The sequence below is a fragment of the Stenotrophomonas sp. Iso1 genome (assembly GCF_027497995.1).
Taxonomy (GTDB): Bacteria; Pseudomonadota; Gammaproteobacteria; order Xanthomonadales; family Xanthomonadaceae; genus Stenotrophomonas.
The window spans coordinates 205,481-224,265 of sequence record NZ_JAODBT010000001.1; the positions used below are offsets into that span (position 1 = coordinate 205,481).

The 18,785-nt window shown below is 64.2% G+C and carries 12 protein-coding genes; 3 read left to right on the forward strand and 9 right to left on the reverse strand.

Going from position 1 to position 18,785, the window contains the following annotated elements:
* Positions 1-144: 144 nt before the first annotated feature.
* Together PAN08_RS00705 and bla are read left to right on the forward strand one after the other, a co-directional pair.
* Positions 145-2,865 (forward strand): TonB-dependent receptor plug domain-containing protein, encoded by a 2,721-nt coding sequence (locus tag PAN08_RS00705; protein WP_269789638.1) that lies wholly within the window; start codon positions 145-147, stop codon positions 2,863-2,865.
* Between the two features lie 65 nt (positions 2,866-2,930).
* Positions 2,931-3,941, forward strand: a complete 1,011-nt coding sequence (bla, locus tag PAN08_RS00710) for a class A beta-lactamase (RefSeq protein ID WP_269789639.1) — start codon at positions 2,931-2,933, stop codon at positions 3,939-3,941.
* 42 nt (positions 3,942-3,983) lie between these two features.
* On the opposite strand, the gene PAN08_RS00715 is transcribed toward bla, so the two are convergent.
* Positions 3,984-5,078, reverse strand: a complete 1,095-nt coding sequence (locus PAN08_RS00715) for a helix-turn-helix transcriptional regulator (protein ID WP_269789640.1) — start codon at positions 5,076-5,078, stop codon at positions 3,984-3,986.
* A 349-nt stretch (positions 5,079-5,427) separates the two neighbouring features.
* Between PAN08_RS00715 and PAN08_RS00720 the strand changes: the two genes are divergently transcribed.
* A complete protein-coding gene (locus tag PAN08_RS00720; RefSeq protein WP_269789641.1) occupies positions 5,428-6,837 on the forward strand; it encodes a coniferyl aldehyde dehydrogenase in 1,410 nt (469 codons plus the stop codon).
* Between the two features lie 147 nt (positions 6,838-6,984).
* On the opposite strand, the gene PAN08_RS00725 is transcribed toward PAN08_RS00720, so the two are convergent.
* The 8 genes from PAN08_RS00725 to PAN08_RS00760 all read right to left on the reverse strand — a co-directional run bounded on the left by PAN08_RS00725 (position 6,985) and on the right by PAN08_RS00760 (position 18,768).
* A complete protein-coding gene (locus PAN08_RS00725) occupies positions 6,985-7,824 on the reverse strand; it encodes a phosphatase PAP2 family protein (RefSeq protein WP_269789642.1) in 840 nt (279 codons plus the stop codon).
* Entirely contained in the window at positions 7,821-8,792 is a 972-nt protein-coding gene (locus tag PAN08_RS00730; protein WP_269789643.1) for a transaldolase, read from the reverse strand. The genes PAN08_RS00725 and PAN08_RS00730 overlap by 4 nt, the downstream gene beginning before the upstream one ends.
* Before the next feature lie 13 nt (positions 8,793-8,805).
* Positions 8,806-10,011: a CoA transferase gene (locus PAN08_RS00735; protein WP_269789644.1), complete on the reverse strand. Its 1,206-nt coding sequence runs from the start codon at positions 10,009-10,011 to the stop codon at positions 8,806-8,808.
* 216 nt (positions 10,012-10,227) lie between these two features.
* On the reverse strand, positions 10,228-12,087 hold the full coding sequence (locus PAN08_RS00740) for a beta-L-arabinofuranosidase domain-containing protein (RefSeq protein ID WP_269789645.1): 1,860 nt from the start codon (positions 12,085-12,087) through the stop codon (positions 10,228-10,230).
* Positions 12,084-14,273 (reverse strand): formylglycine-generating enzyme family protein, encoded by a 2,190-nt coding sequence (locus PAN08_RS00745; protein ID WP_269789646.1) that lies wholly within the window; start codon positions 14,271-14,273, stop codon positions 12,084-12,086. The genes PAN08_RS00740 and PAN08_RS00745 overlap by 4 nt, the downstream gene beginning before the upstream one ends.
* Positions 14,274-14,312: 39 nt before the next feature.
* A complete protein-coding gene (locus PAN08_RS00750; protein WP_269789647.1) occupies positions 14,313-15,266 on the reverse strand; it encodes a ribokinase in 954 nt (317 codons plus the stop codon).
* Complete coding sequence (locus PAN08_RS00755) at positions 15,263-16,633, reverse strand: serine hydrolase domain-containing protein (protein WP_269789648.1); 1,371 nt, start codon at positions 16,631-16,633, stop codon at positions 15,263-15,265. Before PAN08_RS00755 ends, PAN08_RS00750 begins: the two co-directional genes overlap by 4 nt.
* Positions 16,633-18,768, reverse strand: a complete 2,136-nt coding sequence (locus PAN08_RS00760; RefSeq protein ID WP_269789649.1) for a TonB-dependent receptor — start codon at positions 18,766-18,768, stop codon at positions 16,633-16,635. Before PAN08_RS00760 ends, PAN08_RS00755 begins: the two co-directional genes overlap by 1 nt.
* Positions 18,769-18,785 lie beyond the last annotated feature (17 nt).

An 18,785-nucleotide genomic window follows, 5' to 3' on the forward strand; every position in this document is an offset into this window, starting at 1 on the left:
TCGTGCGGGGCGTTTCGTTCTTTGGTAGCGGCTATGCGGGTTTCCCCCGATGCGGAATCGGAAGTGGCGTTCCTAAGATGCGACAGGGGCATTCGCGCATTACAGGTCCGTTGTTTCCACTTCCAGCCTTCTGCGAGGAACCGCATGACGTGTCGTATCGCCAGATCCGCGCTTTCCACGGGCATCGCTCTGACCCTCGCGGGAATGACTGCCGCCGCATTCGCACAGACGACCACTCCGCAAGCGGCCGATGGCAAGGACAAGGTGGTGGAGATCTCCAGCGTCAATGTCACGGCCTCCGGCTCACGCATCGATCGCCCCGGCTTCAACGCACCCACGCCGACGGTGAAGGTCACCCCGGAAGATCTGCAGCTCTCCACGCATACCAACGTTGCTGCCGCGCTCAATGACCTGCCGCAGTTCCGTGGCACGGTGTCGCCGCAGACCCACACCACCGGCGTGGATGCGGCACGTGCGCCGGTCGATCTGCGTGGCCTGGGTGTAAGCCGCACGCTGGTGCTGCTGGATGGCCGGCGCTTCTCCAGCGACAACGACCTGGCGACGATTCCCTCGATCCTGATCAGCGGCGTGGAGGTGGTCACCGGTGGCGCATCGGCGGCCTGGGGCTCCGGCGCGGTGGGCGGTGTGGTCAACGTGCAGCTCGACAGCCAATTGGTCGGCACCAAAATCGACGTGCAGGGCGGTATGTCCTCGCGCTCGGACAACCAGAAGCAATACGTGGCGGCCGCGACCGGTTTTGAGATTGCGCAGGGCCGGGGGCATGTGGTGATCGGCGGTGAGGCACTCAACAACGATGGCGTGATACCCAAGACCGCACGTTCGTGGCTGGGGCGTACCGCGCAGCTGTCCAATGGCGATGGCACCTACACGATGAAGGGCGATGTCGGTTACGGCAATGCCGCGATCGGCGGCCTGATCACCAGCGGTGTGCTGGCCGGGCAGGCCTTCAACCCCGATGGCAGCCTGCGGCCCTTTGCGGGCTACACCGGCGCGTCGTTGATCCAGGGCGGCGAGAGCCCCAACAACGACGACATCAGCTCGCTGGTGACGCCGCAGCGCCGCTACAACGTGCTCGGTCGGCTGTCATGGAACCTCACCGACAACGTCGGCCTGACCATGGACGTGCGCCATTCGCGCAGCTGGAACCGCTTCCCTTGGTTTGGTGACCACAACCGCGGTACCGGCCTGCGTCTAGGCGTGGACAACGCCTACCTGCCCACGGCGGTGCGCGATGTGTTGGTGGCCGCCGGTGAAACCAGTTTCAGCCTGGGGCGCTTCAACAGCGACTTCGCCTTCCCCGATATCGACTATGACCGCCGCACCACGCAGTTCACCGTGGCGTTGGATGGCGTGGTCGGCAACAACTGGCGCTGGGGTGGCTATTACAGCCACGGGGACAACCAGTCCGACCTGGCCGCGCCCGGCTTCCTGCTGACCAGCAACTACCGTGATGCGGTGGATGCGGTGATCGACCCGGCCACCGGCAAGGCGGTGTGTCGGGTGACGCTGACCAATCCAAATTCCGGGTGCGTGCCGATCAATCTGTTCGGCCACGGCGCACCTTCGGCCGAAGCGGCGGCCTATGTCACCGGCACGCCGCGACGCATGACCAACACCCGGCTGGATGCCGCCGGCCTGGACCTGCGTGGCGAGCCGTTCGCGCTGCCGGCGGGTGACGTGTCGGTGGCGGTCGGCCTGGAGGCGCGCAAGGAGCAGATCGACCAGAAGGTCGGCGCGCAGGACCTGGCCAAGGCTTTCACCACCTGGAGTTCCTCGCCGATTGCTGGCGACTTCACGGTAAAAGAAGCCTTCGCCGAAGTCGCGGCGCCATTGCTGCGCGATGTGCCGGGGCTGCGTGATCTGCAGATCAATGCCGCCGCGCGCTTCAGCGACTACGACAGCTCCGGTGCGATCTGGTCGTGGAAATACGGCATGACCAACGAATTTTTTGACGGCTTCCGTGGCCGCTTCACCCGTTCACGCGACATCCGCTCGGCCAACCTGACCGAGATGTACACCACCAGCACCACCGGCTGGTCGACGATCAGCGATCCGTTGACCGGCAGCTCGCTCAGCGCGCTGGTGATCGGCGGCGGCAATCCGCTGCTGAACCCGGAAACGGCCGACACGTTGACCGCCGGTTTCACCTGGGCACCGGCCAGCGTGCCGGGTTTGATCATGTCGGTGGATTACTTCGACATCGAGATCAAGGACGTGATCACCCAGGTGTCGGCACAGGAAACCGTGCTGCGCTGCTTTGCCGGCAACCAGGCCATGTGCGGCCGCATCCAGCGCGACGCCAGCGGTGCGATCGAACGCATCAACTCCAACTACGTCAATCTGGCCCAGTACCAGACCAATGGCGTGGACGTGGACCTGCTGTACACGCTGCCGGCAGCGAAGTTGTTCCCGTCGATGTCCGGCAGCTTCCATACGCGCGTGCTGGCGACCTGGGTGGACAGCCTGACCACCTACGACGGCAAGAACAGCTTCGAGTACGTCACCTCGCAGGGCTTGACCAACGGCTCCGGCGTGCCGCGCTGGCGTGCCAACGCGACCGTCGGCTGGCGGGGCGATCGCTATTCGGCGCAGGCACGGGCGCGTTATCTCTCCGCCGGCGTCTACAACAACCAGTTGGTGCTGACCAACGGCAACATCGGCTCGTATGTGTATTGGGATGTGGGCGGTAGAGCGCGCTTCCCGTTGTCTGGTGACAATGAGTTCGAGGTCTATGCCGACATCAGCAATCTGTTCGACAAGAAATCACCCCTCGGCGCGGTGGGTTCGCCCTACTACGATGTGGTGGGCCGCTACTTCACGCTGGGCGCACGCATGCGCTTCTGATATCGGCGGCGTCACGTGGCCTGGTCGCCCATGACGTCGGTTCACTGCTTCAAGGGGGTTCCACCATGATCAAGTACCGTTCCCGTCCCCGTTCACTGCTTACCGCCGCGCTGCTGGCCTGTCTGTGGTTGCCCGGCACTGCCGCGGCACGCAGTACAACGCCGGAGCCATTGCAGGTGGAAGCACAGCGCTTGGCGGCGTTGCTGCCGGGCGAGCTGGGCGCAGCCATCGTGCATCTGGAAAGCGGGCGCAGCGTCTACGTCAATGCGGACCATCCGTTCCCGATGGCCAGCACGATGAAGGTGCCAGTGGCGGTGCATATCCTTGCGCTCGTCGACGAGGGCAAGCTGTCGTTGCAGCAACAGGTGACGCTGGTCGCGGACGATGTCTACCCGGAAATGGGCGGGCCGATGGATCTGCACCTGAGCGCCGGCTCGGCCATCACGGTGCGCGACCTGCTGCACATGATGATCACCGTCAGTGACAACAACGCCACCGATATCCTTATCCGGCTGGGCGGTGGCACCACGGCGGTGAATGCACGGATGCAGACGCTGGGCATCAGCGGTATGCGCGTGGACCGTTACATCTGGGAGCTGCTCGCCAACTACCGGGGCAATGCGGCCTCGCAGGCCAGTCCGATGGGCCCGGCAGCCTATGCCGAGCTCTCCCGCAGTGAGCGCACCGAAGAGCTGCGGCGAAGCCACACCACGGCCTGGAACGCCGATCCGCGTGACACCAGCAGCGCCCGTGCGATGGCACTGTTGCTGCGAAACGTATGGAAGGGCGACGTGCTGACGCCGGCAACCACGCGCGTACTGCAGGACATCATGCGCGATACCCGCACCGGCATCGCACGTTTGCCCGGCATGCTGCCCAAGGACACGCCAGTCGCGCACAAGACCGGCACGGTGGGAGATGTGATCAACGATGTCGGTGTGATCACGCTGCCCGCCGGGCGTGGCCATGCCATCGTCACCGTGTTCGTGCAGTCACGGGCAAGCAGCGAAGAGCGCGATGCAGCCATCGCGCAGCTAGCGCGTGCGGCACACGACTACTTCCTGTTCGTACCCTGAGCCCGTGTTGTCCGTGTTGTCCGTGTTGTCCGTGAGGTCCGATCAGACGGTACTGAGCAGCCGGACCAGTTGCGCGCGGTGACCGACATCGAGCTTGCGGTAGATCGCGCTGATCTGGCTTTCGATGGTCTTGCGCGAGCGGCTGAGGTGGTGGGCGATCTCATCGTTGCGCATCCCCTCCACGACCAGCCCGGCCACGCGTTGCTCGGTGGGGGAGAGTTTGGACCACAGCGGCCGAGCATCGGTTGCTGTGGGCACGGTGGCCGATTGCATCGGGGCCAGCCGCAACAGGTACAGCGGCTGCTGGGGATGGGCGAGCAGGCGGCCTTCCAGAGTGATGTGCAGCTCCACCTTCGATTGTCGTGGGTGGCATACCTGTAGGCCACTACCGATGTCGCGCTTGTCGGCGGGGTCCAGCCAGTCGCGCAGTGCCGAGGCAATGGCATCGGGAAAGCCGGCATGACTATCGTGGCTGCTGAGCCAGTCGGCACACAGCCGCTGTGCGGCGGGCGACACACTGATCGGGTGCAGGTCGTGGTCGAGGATGATGTCCGGCAGGCTTTGCCGGTCCAGCAATGCCTGGTACACCGTGCGACGCTCAGCCTGCAACGAACGCACGCGCTGCAAGCCCGCGCCCATGAGCTGGTGCAGTTCGCCAAGGAACTGCTGGTGCGTATCGGTGATCTGCTCATGCCCCTCATGCATGCGGATGCTCAGCACCGCTTCCAGTCCGTCGTCACCCCAGAACGCCATATGGATGAACTCGCGCCAGCCCCGCGCGGGGTTCTGCGCGCGCAACCGCTGCCGTGCCTGCGCATCGCCGGAGGCGATCTGCGAGAGGGTGTACCAATGGATGCGTGGGTTCTGCTGCAGATACGGTGCGGCCACATCGAGGCTGCGCAACGGCCATGCACCGCCGCAAGGTGTTTCGCCGAGGAAGTGCAGGCTGCGTTGCGGTTGGTAACCGCCGGTGATGTCGTACATCAAGGTGCACGAATGGCAGGGCAGACGTTGGTTGATCAGGTCCACACAAGCCCGCCACAACGCATGCATGTCCAGCGCACGGATCATGTCCACCTTGGCCTGGACCGGGCAGGCGTCCGGGTTCACCGCGATATCGTGTTCTCGTCCCAACATGGTGTTGCCTACCCCAAGCGAAAAGCACGGCGACCAACGTTGCAGCGAACCTTGCGCACCTCGTCACAGTTGGCCAAAGGCTGGGCCGCATAGGCTTGAACCGTTCTAGCACCCGCTCCAAGGTGCAGGCAAGCCGGGCCAAGTCCTGCCCGTGGCTTACCTGTTGACGTTGGCCGGGTCAGGTGCCTATGTTCACCCCTGGAAGCACGCCGCCCAGGTGCAAGACCGATGTTCCAACGCCCCTGCCGATAGTGGCGTACAGGGGGTTTGGCAATCGCACCGTCGCGCCGCTTCCCATCCATCCACCTTCGCGGTGGGACGTATAACGTTTTGGGGGCTGCCTGTGACGATGTCCGAAACGCCAGCAGTGACGCTGGCTGCAACGCTGGCGCAAATGCGCCAGGCATGGATGCAGCAACGACCGGATTACACGCAGCGGCGTGACGATCTGCAGCGGTTACGCGCGGTATTCAAATCACGCATCGGCCAGATGAGCGAAGCCATCTCCGCAGATTTCGGCCACCGTTCGCATCACGAATCCATCATTGCTGACGGGATGACCGTCACCGGCGAAATCGACCACCTGCTCTCGCACCTGCGTAGTTGGATGAAGCCTGAGCGGGTTGGCGTGGGTTGGCGCTTCTGGCCAGCGCGGGCACAGCTGCGCGCGGTACCCGTGGGCGTGGTGGGGGTGATCTCGCCTTGGAACTATCCGGTGAATCTTGCGCTGGTGCCGTTGGCCACCGCGATTGCGGCCGGCAACCATGTGCTGCTCAAACCGTCGGAACACACACCGGCCACGTCGGCTTTCCTGCAGTCGTTACTGGCCGAGGTGTTCCCGGCCGAGCGGGTGCGCGTGGTGCAGGGCGATGCCAGCGTGGCGTCGGCGTTCTCGGAGCTCCCGTTCGACCACCTGGTATTCACCGGTTCCACCGCAGTGGGTCGCAAGGTGATGGCTGCAGCCGCACAGCACCTGACGCCGCTGACGCTGGAGCTGGGCGGTAAGTCGCCGGCGATGGTGGCTTCTGATTACCCGATAGCGGGTGCGGCGGCGCGGTTGGCGACGGGCAAATGGTTCAACGCCGGGCAAACCTGCATCGCACCGGATTACGTGTTGATTGATGAGGGCCGCATTGATGCCCTGGTCGATGCGCTGCGCGAGCAGGTACGGCTGCGCTACGGTGATTTCAGCGATGCCAGCGATTACAGCCGCATCATCAACGACGCGCAGTTTCAGCGCCTGAAAGACTACGTCAGCGATGCTCGCGGGCGGGGTCTGCAGGTGATCGAACTGGCACAGATTGATGGCGAGCGGTCGCGCCGTGAGCGCCTGTTCCCACCCACCTTGATCCTGCAACCGGGCGACGATGCCACGGTGATGCAGGAGGAGATCTTCGGGCCAATCCTGCCGATACGCAGCTATCGCAACCTGGATGAAGCCATCGCCACCATCAATGGCCGAGACCGGCCATTGGCGTTGTATCCCTTCAGCCACGACAAGGCGACGGTAGAGAAGATTGTCGGGCAGACGGTGTCCGGCGGCGTCACCGTCAACGACACCTTGCTGCACTTTGCGATCAATGGCCTACCGTTTGGTGGCATTGGTGCAAGCGGCATGGGTGCGTACCACGGCCGCGCTGGCTTTGATGCAATGAGCAAGCGCCTGCCGGTGTTGTGGCAGACGAAGCGCGCAGGCAGTGATCTGCTGAAGCCGCCTTATTCGAAGGTGGCGCGTTTCATCGACCTGATTTCGCGTTGATGAAGAAGAAACCGTAACCGGACTGATGGCAGCCGGTTACGGGTGACGCCGGCGCGAGGGAGAGGGAGCCGGTATCGAAAATCAGCACATGCGTTGGGGTGTTGAGAACAGCAATACGACGGGCGCCGCATTGCCGAACACGTAGGTTCAGTACGCGGTGACCGGCAACGGCTGTGCAAGTGCGCTGGCGATGTCCGCACAGTTGTCCGGTGGTTGCGGTGAGGTGGCAAGCACCTTGGCCAGCTCGGTGCGTGCGGCCTCCATGTCGCTACGGAACGCTGCATCGGCATGCAACCTTGCCACTACCGCCGACCCCATAAAGCGCCCCGCCAGGACATCGCTATGCCAGTGCACGTTGCAGACCAGGCGGCTTTCGCCGTAACTGCGGCCACGCGCCAGAATGGCATCGCTGCGGTCCGGCGCAAGTTCGGCCAGGATCAGCGCCCACGCCCAGCCGATGGAAGTATGGCCAGAGGGATAGGAGCCGTTTTCGGCCAACCCAGCTTCCTTGTCCGGGGTGCAGGTGGACTGGCCATTGGCAACAAATGGCCTGCCACGGTTGTAACGCTCCTTGGCAGCATCACTGACTACCGCAGCATCGGTACGGGTGCGACGCAGCAAGCCGTACAGGCGCGGTGTGGTGGCTTCATCAATTCGGGTGCCAATGGCACAGGCGAAGATTGATGCAGCTTCGGGGAACTGCAGGTTGGCGTCGCTAGTGGCCTGTTGCCAACGTGGGGTATCGCGCAGATTGCGCGCCAGATTGACCTGCTCGTCCAGTACGAACGCAGCAGAGCCGGCTGCCGGTGGTGGTGGCAGCAGCGCCACACTGTCCGGAAGTTGCGCGGTCTCCAGATAGCCGCGGGCAACGCCGGGCCGAATTTCGGGGACCTCATGGGGGGCCTTGGCAGTGCTGGCACATGCACTGAGCACCAAGCTCAGACTGATGGCGAGCAATGCGGGGAATGGGGGGCGGAAAGAATTCATGACAGGCCTCCAGCGAGTTGCGCGGCAATGGTTTGGCGCAGGGTCTGCAGATCCTTGGCGAACGCATCAATGCCGGTGGCCAGCTTCTCGGTTGCCATCGGATCGGCAGCAAGGTCCGCTTCAAACCGGGCTTCATCAATGGCCACGACGTTCACCGCTTCTGCAGCGCCCGCCACCAGCGTGCGCGGCAGCTCACCGGTATCGGCATCCAGCTTTTCCAGCAGGTCCGGCGAGATGGTCAAACGGTCACAACCGGCCAGCGCTTCAATCTGCGCGGTCGAACGGAACGAGGCGCCCATCACCACGGTCGGCGAACCGCGACGCTTGAACTCGGCATACACGCCGCGCACGAACTGCACGCCCGGGTCTTCGTCGATGGTGGCCGGGGTCTGGCCGTTGGCCACGTACCAATCCAGAATGCGGCCGACGAACGGCGAGATCAGGAAGGCACCGGCTTCCGAACAGGCCAGGGCCTGGGTCGGGTTGAAGATCAGCGTCAGGTTGCAGTCGATGCCTTCGGCCTGCAGCACGCGGGCGGCTTCGACACCCGCCCAGGTAGCGGCGATTTTGATCAGCACCTTGCTGCGCGGCACGCCGGCCGCTTCATACATGGCGATGAACTCGCGCGCCTTGGCGATGGTGGCGTCGGTGTTGTGTGCCTGGTCGGCGTCCACTTCGGTGGAGACGCGGCCGGGCACCAGCTCGGCCAGCATGGTGCCCACGCCCACGGTCAGGCGATCCACCACGGCTTTCGCGATGTCCTGCGTTTCACCAGCCTGGGCACGGCCCCACTGCAACTCGCGCTCGATCAGGCCGGCGTACACCGGCAGGTCGAGGGCTTTCTTCACCAACGTCGGGTTGGTGGTGCAATCCACCGGGCGCAGGCGCTTGATGGCGTCGTAATCACCCGTGTCGGCGACGACGACGGACAGTTCGCGCAGCTGGGCGAGTTTGGATGCAGTGGTCATGCAGATACTCCGGTCAGGCTTGGACGTCGTCATCGTTGCCGGCAATGCCGGTCACGGCGATGACAGCGGCGGTGTCCTGGTCGAACACCGGCGCGGCGAAGGGCTGCGGGCCTGGCGTGCGCCCGAACACGATGGGACGGGTGATGCCGCGGTAGCTGCCCAGCAGTGGATGCGGCAGCGTGGTGATCATTTCTTCGGCCTGCACCTGCGGGTGGTCGAACATGTCTTCAACCTTGCGCGCGGCGGCACATGGCACGTCTTCGCCAAACAGCGTTTCCCATTCCAGCGCGCTGCGTGTGGCCAGTGCGTCATGCAGCTGCGCCAACAGTTCGTCCGAATGCTCGGCGCGCTTACGCACGCTGTCATAGCGCGGCTCGGTCGCCAGTGCGGGCAGGCCGATCTTCTCGCACAGTGCCTGCCAGAAACGCGGCGTGTTGGCCGAGATGTACAAATAGCCCTGCGCCGTGGGGTGAATGCCGGTGACGCCGCCTGAACGCATGTCGCGGCCAACGCCTTCGGGCTCACCTTCGGCCCAGATCATCCGTGCCGACTGCATGGTCAGCGCACTGCGCAGCAGCGACACGCCAACATACTGGCCTTCGCCACTGCGTTCGCGCTCATACAGTGCCGAGGACACACCTGCGGCTACCAATGCGGCGGCGTAATAGTCGACGACCGAGCCATACAGGATTTCCGGCGCGCCGCTGGGCTTGCCCTGCATCGCGCACATACCGGTCATGGTCTGCAGCACCTGGTCGTAGCCGGCCTTGTCCTTGAGCGGACCACTGTCGCCATAACCGGTGACAGCGCAATACACCAGACGCGGATTGAGCTTGTGCAGGCTGTCGAAATCGATGCCCAACCGTACCGGCACGCTGGGCCGGAAGTTGTGCACCAGAACGTCGGCATCGCGCACCAGACGCATCAACACCGCGCGCTGGTCGGGCTGCTTCAGGTCCAGCACTACGCCGCGCTTGGAGCGGTTCACGCCCAGGAAGGCGCGACTCTCTGCTTCCAGCGTGGACGGGTATTTGCGCAGGTTGTCGCCAACCGGCGGTTCCACCTTGATGACTTCCGCACCCTGGTCAGCCAACAGCGTGCAGCCATACGGGCCGGCGATGTAGGCGCTCAGGTCGAGCACGCGAACACCGCTCAACGGGCCAGTGGCACCGTCGCGATGGGCGATATCGAAGGGAGAAGGGTTGTGGCTTCCTGACATGGCGTGCACTCGATTCCTTGCTTGCAGTTTCCTCCCGGTATGCGGGAAGAAACATATCGTGCGGGTATTTTCAGCGAGGACAAAAACCTTCCGAAGGAGATTCCTGGTCCCGCCTCGACAGCGGTTTGAAGGCTGACCGCCATGCATGGTGATCAGCCCCAGACGCACTGCGCCGTGGCTGTCTGCAGCGTGAGGTTGCAGACAGCTGTGCCGATATCAGGCCTGCGGCGCCAATGACAGCCAGCTCAAACGCCAGGCGCCGTGTTCGCGGCCGCCACAGCGGTAGTACGGTTCGAACACCAACGGCGCGCGGCAATCCAACTGCATCGTCACCGTTGGGCCCTCGCCCAGGTCGCTGCCCACCTGCAACCACGTTGAGGGATCGCCTGCCGGCAGCTTTACCGTCTCGTCGGTCTTGAAGCCGTCGATCAGCGTGGTGGCGTAGACCAGCGGGCCGTAGGTGAGGCCGACGTATTCCCAGTGCAGAACTTCCTGCGCAACCGGCGAGCCGTCCGGCGCGCGCGATTCCTGCACGTTGATGTTGGCCGCGCGCTGCAGCTGTGGCTGCATCGGCAACTGCACGCTGACCAGGTCACCGGCCTTCCATTGCTGCTGCAGTTGCACGTAACCATCTGCAGCCACGTGGACTGGCACGTTCACGCCGTTGACCTGGATGCGCGCATCCTCGGCCCAGGCGGGAATGCGCAGGCCGATGCTGAAGGTCGCGCTGCGTTCGGGCGAGACGCGCAGGCTGACCTGCCCATCGAAGGGATAGCGCGTCTGCTGTTGCAACACCACGTTGCCTGCGTCGGCATGCGACAACGTCGCCTGACCGGGGCCATACAGGTTGACGCGCAGGCCACCGTCGGCGGCCACGCCGTAAGCAATCTGCGGCAGTTCTTCCACCGCCATCGCGCCGGAAGATTTGCAGCAGCGCCAGTACGTGGTGTGCACGCGTTTGCCGTTGGGGAAGGTGTAGTAACACCAGTCCTCACCGTTGGGTGCCATCGCCGCGAGCAGATCGTTGTAAGCGGTGCGTTCCAGCTCGTCGGCGTAACGCGCGTGGCCGGTGATGGCCAGCAGTTCGCGGTTGAGCTGCATCCATGCCAACACCGAACAGGTTTCCACATAGGCCTGCGGGAAGAACGTACGCGGTGCGTTGAATACCTCGCGCGAACGATGCGCCACGCCACCCCACGGGCCGCCACCCAACGTCAGGTGCTGCTCACGGATGTTGTTCCACAGGTTGTCGATGGCAGTGCGGTAATCCGCGTTGCCGGTGGCCTTGTACAGCTTGGCCAGGCCAACCAGATTCCACGACAACTGATATGCCTTGCCGGTAGCGATGAACGCGGCGTCTTCGCCAGCAATGCCCTTGTCCAGCAGCGCAAGGCGCGGGTTGGCATTGGCCTGCTGAAGAATCTTTTCGGCGAGCGCCAGGTAACGCGGCTCACCGGTAGCCAGATACAGGTCCGCCGCCGGGTCCAGCAGCACCGTGGCCGACATGCCGTGGTGGTTGCCCAGCGTGGTGATGTCGATGCCCGACTCCAGCGCCTGCCAGCACAGGTCGGCGATGCCACGCGCGGCCTGCAGATAGCGGTCATCCCCCAGCGCACGCCAGGTTTCCAGAAAACCGAGGATCAGGTAGCTGTGCGTCCAGATGTCCCAGGTGCGCAAGGCCGGTTCGCCGTTCCAGCTTTCCGGCTTGGGCGGCTGTGGCACGGTGAAGCGACGGTCAGCGGCGTAGTTGCCGAGGTAGCCATCGTCGTCCTGCTGGCTGATCAACCAATCGGCGACGCGGCGCAGGTTGGCTTCCAGTTCGGTTTGCCCGCCCTGGGCCACGGCGCGCGCCGTCGCCGACAGCCACTTGCCGGCATGCTCGCCGTACCAGTCGCCTTCTTGGTTCTGCTGCTTGTGCGCCTGGCCGAAGATGCTGATCGAGGGGCTTTCTTCATCCACGATGAAGTGGCTCAGGCGTCCATTGCGATTGGCGCTGAGCATCTGCCCGAACACGCCATCAAGCTGCACGGCCGCAGGCGCGACCAGCTGTTGGCCGCAGGTGATGGGTGCACTCATGCCGCGTCCACCACGCAACGGAAGCCGAGCATGCCGCTGCGGTCCTTGGCCGGTGCCATCAACAGGTACTTGCCATGCTGGTCGAGACGGTAGGCCTGCGGGAAATACCAATGCGAGGTCTGCGGCTGGTAGCTGGAGCCGCCGCGCAGAATCGCCGCGCGGGTGTGTTCGTCGGTGAACTCATCGGTCCACTGCCACACATTGCCGACCAGATCTTCCACGCCGAACGGGCTGGCGCCCTGCGGATGTGCGTCCACGTCGGCCGGGGCCAGCACACGGCGGCCACGGTTCACGCGCGGCACGCGGGTGTCGTCCCACGCGTTGCCCCACGGGTAAGCGCGGCCATCGGTGCCCTGTGCGGCGTACTGCCATTCCCATTCGTGCGGCAGGCGCTTGCCGGCCCACGCGGCATAGGCGCGGCAATCTTCCAGCGACACCCACACCACCGGCTTGTTCTCCCAGCCGGCGCGCGGTGCGCCATCGAGCCAATGCGCCAGGAAGTTGATGTCATCGGCCGGGCGATAGCCCGTGGCGTCGATGAAGGCCTTGAACTGCGCGTTGGTCACCGGGAAACGGTCGATATGGAACGCGCTCACCTGCATCAGCTTGCGATGGTGGCGACGCGGGCAGTCTTCCCACGGGAACTGCACGTCCTGGCCGGCCCAGTTGAAGCCTTCGATCTCGATACCGCCCACGGCGAATACGAACTCGCCTGCGGGAATGCTGACCATGCCTTCCGGTGCGGTGGTCTGCACGGCGGTGGCCGGGATGTCACGCAGCTGTTGCGGAATTGCCTTCCACGCGGCGGAGTAGCTGTTGAGCGGCTGCTCGGCGCGCTTGGCGGCGTCGCTCAGGAAAGCAGCCAGACCATCAACCTGCACGCCCGGCTGCACGCTCAGTACCGCACCGAAACCACGTGCTTCCATCGGCAGTTCAATCACCGCCACGCCATCGCGGACCAGCGGCGACAACTCACCGCCGTGCCACACGTCGTAGTAACGCGTCCCCTCGACGTGCGGCAGGCCGATCTGCTCGCCATTCACCGCGTACTCGTTGCGGTTGATGAGGGTGTGCAGGCTTAGTCCGTCCACCGGGAACTTGCTGGCGAAGATGCCGCCCTGGTAGCACACCTGGTACGGCTCCCAATCCATCGCTACGACCAGCTGCGGAAACTGGCGGTAGATGGCTGCGATACGACGCAGCGCTTCACCATCGCGCGCGGTGAACTGGTTCCAGATGCCCCAGATGTTCTCCCACGCGTTGTAACCGATGCCGTTGAAGAAGCAGTACTGCAGGTCGTGGTTGCGGTTGCGGCCCCAGCGGTTCTCGTAGTTGACCATGTGGCGCGGCTCCAGCCACTTCCACTTGGACACCGGCGGCACCGGGCCGTCGGGTGCTTTCTTGCCCCAGCTCTGCACGTTCCAGATCAGCTGCTCTTCCGAGCTGATGGTGGATTCGGGTTGCACCACCACCGGGTTGCCGTTGGCATCGCAGGCGTCGAAGAAAGCACGCGGCACGCCGTTGAAGGTGTCGCCGTTGATACCGTCGGCGCCGGTGGCCTTGATGATCTCGGCCAGGCCATCCCAATGCGTGACACCCGGATCACGGGTGCCGTGGTCCCACGGCTTGGCTGGCAGGAACACACGCACGCCGCGCTTCTGGAATGCCTGCACCGCCGCCTTCAAGCCTTCAAGGCCACCCGGTAGCGTGTGTGCCAGATCGAACTGGTTGCGGTCGTCGATACCAATGTTCGGATAGATGTACCAGATCAGTACCGAGTCCAGGCCGCCGAAACGGGCGATCAGGTCGTCGAGATATTTGTCGACCGTGTACTGCGCGGTTTCCACGTCGAAGAAATAGCGGTCTTCGACCATCATCTGTGCGTGCACGAAATTGCGCTGCGCCCACTGCAGTTCCGGGCGGCGGTAGTTCACGTCGGTGTAGCCGATGCGCACCAGATGCTCGCGGCGCCATTCCTTCAGTTCGGTCAGCCAGTCGCCGGCGCTGGCATTGGCATCGATCATCCAACTGCCGATGTCGGCAAACGGCCATGCCGGTGCCTTGCCCGGCGTGGGCAGATAACGGCCGGTGGTGACGTGCGAGAACTTGTACTCGGTGTGGATCGCCTCACGTCCGTAGTCGGCGGTTTCAGTGTCGTAATCGGGCGTGGTGTACGGCGTGGTCATGGTATTCATCCAACTAAGAACAGGGGGAGCAACAAAGGGTTACAACGCGCACCATGCCGCCAGTGCGGCATGTGCGTCGGCGTCGGGCACGCGTGTGGCATCGGCCAGCAGCGCGTTGACGTCGGCGTGGTCGGGAATGCTGGATTGTGCGCCCAGCCGCGTGCATGCCAGGGCCGATGCGGCGCTGGCAGCGAGCAGGGCGTGCTCCAGCGTGCCGCCACGCGCAAGGCAGGCGATCAGGGTGCCGCAGAACGTATCGCCTGCGGCGGTGGTATCCAGTGGTGAAATCTTGAAAGCCGGTTGCAGCGCGATGCGTTGATCAACGCGTGCCAGACAGCCGCGCGCACCCAGGGTGACGATCACGCAAGGCACGTCCAGCCGCGACAGGCCGGTGGCCAGATCCGGAGGATTGCCGGCTACGACAGCCAACTCGCCTTCGTTGACGATCAGCATGTCCAGCTGCGCCAGCAGTTCGGCCGGCAGCACCTGTGCCGGTGCTGCGTTGAGTGCAACCTTTACGCCGGCAGTGCGAGCGGCGCGTGCGTAGGCCAGTACGCTGTCCAGCGGTGACTCCAGTTGCAGCAGCAGCCATTGCACGCCGTCGAGCGTGGGCAGGTGTTCCGGTTGCAACGCCATGTTGGCGCCGGGCGCGACGGTGATTGCGTTCTCGGCATCATCGGACAGGCAGATGAAGGCGGTGCCCGTAGGCAGCTGTGCATCACGCACGGTGTGCAACTGCACGCCAGCGTCGACCAGCGAGGCTTCGATGGGTTTGGCGAAATCGTCCGCGCCCAGTGCCAGCAACATGCGGGTGTCGGCAGCACCGGCGCGCGCGCAGGCCACGGCCTGGTTCGCGCCCTTGCCACCGGGGAACGTCTGGAATTCACGGCCGAGCACGGTTTCACCCGGCGCCGGCACGTGAGAGGCACGCACCACGAAATCGAGGTTGGCCGAGCCGGCAATGAGCACGGCGTTGCGCTGGTCAAAAGTCACGGCTGTATCGCCTCATCGACGAGGTTGTAGAACGGGGTGCTGATGCGTGGCAGGTCGTCTTTCCCACCGGGCAGATGTTGCAGCATCAGGATCGCCACCAGCTTCCTGTCCGGCTCGATCGTGTAATAGGTAGAGGCCGCACCGGACCAGCCGAATGCGCCCACGGAGGCGCTGCGCCCCTTCAATGCCGGATCCAGCAGCACCGAACCGCCCAGGCCGAAGCCTTCGGCATCGCTGAATTCGGTGACCGGCTTGGCCACCGGAAAATGTACGAGCTGGTTCTGCAGCATCAGAGCCACGGTATCGGCCTTGAGCAGCTGCCTATCTTGATAGCGGCCGCCGTCGAGCAGCATCTGTGCGAAGCGGCCATAGTCGTTGGCAGTGGAATACAGCCCACCCGCGCCGCTGCGATAGGGCCGCAGGGCCGTGCCGGGATCACGCGCATGGATTTCGTCCGCCAGCTTCAGCGTGCCGTCGGTGCCCATCACGGACAGATCGACCACACGTGAGCGCTGTGCTGCAGGCACTTCAAAGCCGGTGTCGCGCATCTGCAGCGGGTCAAAGATGCGTTGCTGCAGGAACTGCTCGAAGGGCATGCCGGCGACCACTTCCACCAGCCGTGACAGGGTCTCGGTGGAGGTGCTGTCGTAGCGGAAGCGGGTGCCCGGCTCGGTTGCCAGCGGCACTTGGGCCAGCCGCGTGCTGTAGTCGGCCAGGCTGTCCACATCGCGCACCTGGTGTTGCTCCAGCAATTGCGTCACCGCTTCAAAGCCCTTGCCGCCGGCGGCGAAACCAGAGGTGTGGGTGAGCAGGTGGCGCACGGTCAGCGTCGTGCTGAGCGGGCGCACCTGTGGTGCCTGTGCGCTGCCGCCGGTGAACAACGGCAGCTGCGAAAACTCGGGGAGATGGCGGGCGACCGGATCGTCCAGACCCAGCTTGCCCTCATCCATCAACATCAACGCCGCCACCGAGGCAACGGTTTTGGTCATCGAATAGATGCGGAAGATGCTGTCCTGGCGCATGGGCCGGGTATGCGCCAGATCCTGCCAGCCGTAGCTGGCGGCGTGTACGGTTTTACCTTCGTGGATCACCAGTGCGACCGCGCCGGTATAGCCGTGCGGGCCGGTGGCCTGACGCAGGAAATCATCAACGGCGGGCAGTCGCGGGGAAGCGGCGGGTGCGGCCGGCACGGAGGTGCTGTGATCCGGGTTGGAGCAGGCCGCCATCGATACTCCCGTCAGGCACAGAACGGCGCCCAGGGCCAAGCCCCGGGCACCGCGATACAGCCACATCACCTCATGCCGGCCACCCGCACTGGCGTGATTGCGATGTCGGAGGCGTGCGCCCCTGGCTGTGATTCCGCTCATCAGAAGTTGATGTTATGCGACAGCGAGAACATGCGACCGCGACCTGCCATCCAGTCGTCGTTGCTGTTGCTGGCTTCGGAGGTGGTGAGGATGTACTGCTTGTTGAACAGGTTCTCCACGCCCAGGGTCAGCTTGCCGAAACGGCCGGTGTCGTAGTTCACGCTCAGGTCGAGCAGGGTGCGGCCAGAGGTATGCTCGGCGCCGCTCTTGCCCTGGTTGAGGGTGCGCGACAGCAGGGTCATCGCACCCAGGTTCAGATCGACCTGCTCGGCCACACGCCAATACAGATTCACGCCGATCTTGTCCGGGCTGACATCGTTGGCACCCATGCGCTTGTTCAGCGGGCCATCCTTGGTGAACCAGGTCTTGCCGACGATATGCGAGTACATCGCGTTGAGCTTCAGGTCGTCGCTGAAGTCGTAGCTGCCGCTGAACTCGATGCCGTTGATCTTGACCGGGCCGCGGTTCATGACGAAATCGCCAGTGACCGGGTCGGTGCTCAGCGATACGCCAAAGTCCGAAGCGCTGCGGTAATACGACCCGCTGAAGGTGGCATTGCCCGTGCGCCAGTTGAAGCCGACTTCCTTGTTCTTGACGATGATCGCCTGCAGATCGAGGATGCCGCTGACGCTCTGGCCGGGCTTGTTGATGTTGCGCAGCGGGATGCCGACGTTGGGCAGGCTGAAGCCTTCCGAATACGAGGCATACGCCGACAGCGTATCCGTGAAGCGGTAGACCACACCGACGTTGGGCAGGTCGGTCTTGTAGCTGAGCTTGCCGCCTTCCACGAACACGCGCTTGTTGTAGTACGTGGTGGTGTAGCTGTCCACGCTCAGGTCGCCGTCTTCCTGGCGAAGGCCGCCGCTGACCGTCAGCGGGCCGATATCCCACGACAGCTGCGCGTACGGTGCGGTGCTCTTGTACTCCATCGGCGGCACCCACACGCGGTGGGTCAGTGCCAGGCGCTGGTCGGTGAGGTCCTTGACCACGTCCACGCCGGCGCGCAGTTCCAGCCCCTCGACGCCGAACAGTTCGCCACGGGTCCATGAGGTGCGCAGGCCGCGCTTTTCCGAATTGACTTCGGACTGGTCGACCAACTGGCCGAGAGGCGCGAACAGTGGATCCTGCTTGTCCGAGCCGTTTTCGGCCGGATAGCGCATCGCCTGGTCGGCGCGGTAGACGTCGGCCAGCAAGGTGCCACCGAAGAAATCGGCGTGGCTGTAGGACAGTGAGAACTGATTGAAGTCGTTGAACTCGGTCTTGGCGCCAAGCGGCGTGCCGGCAATCGAGGTGGAGGTGATGTTGTGGGCGCGATCACCCTCGATGCCGGTGTAGTTGCCCTTGCCGGTCAGGTTGAAGCGGCTGATCGTGGCCTGCAGGCGCTGCATGTCGCTTTCACCGAAATTGGTGCCCAATTTCAGGAACAGGTTCTTCGACTCGGAGTCGTTGATGGTGCCTGAGCCGCGCATGCCGATCTTGCGGCCCTTGGCGTCGTAAGCCATGCCGCGATCGACGAAGGAGGTCGCCAGCAGCAGGTCGTAGGCGTCTTCCTTGTGACCGAAGGTCAGGCCGACTTTCCAGCCCTCGCTGTCATCACGGCCCTGGCTGCTGTAGCGGGTATTGACGCTGGTGTGGCTGCCTTCTTCCGGCGTCTTGGAGATGTAGTTGATGATGCCGCCGGCCGCGCCCACGCCTTCGGCGGCGGAGGGGCCGTTGACCACTTCGATGCGGCCGATCACCGACAGATCGGTGAAGCTGCCGGCGCGGTTGGTTTCGCGCAGTGGCGAGGTCTGCGGAATGCCGTCGAACAGGCGCAGCGCGATACGTCCACGCAGGGTTTCACCAGAGTTGGTCAGTGCCTGGGTCGATTCGGAATAACCGGGGATCGTGCGGGTCAGCACCGCGGTGGCGTCTTCGGTGAGGCTCAGCGAATTGTTCACTTCCTGCAGGCTGATGATGCTCACCGCGCCCGGAATGCGGTCCACCGCCTTGGGCGCGCGGGTGCCGGTGACGATCACGTTGTCCAGCGTGGTCGCGGTCGGCTTGCCGCGATCTGCGGCGGCGGTGTCCTGCGCGTGGGCGTTTGCCGACAGCAGCAGGGCCAGGGTGATGCTCGATGACAACAGGTTCTTCATGGTGCGTTCTCTCTCCA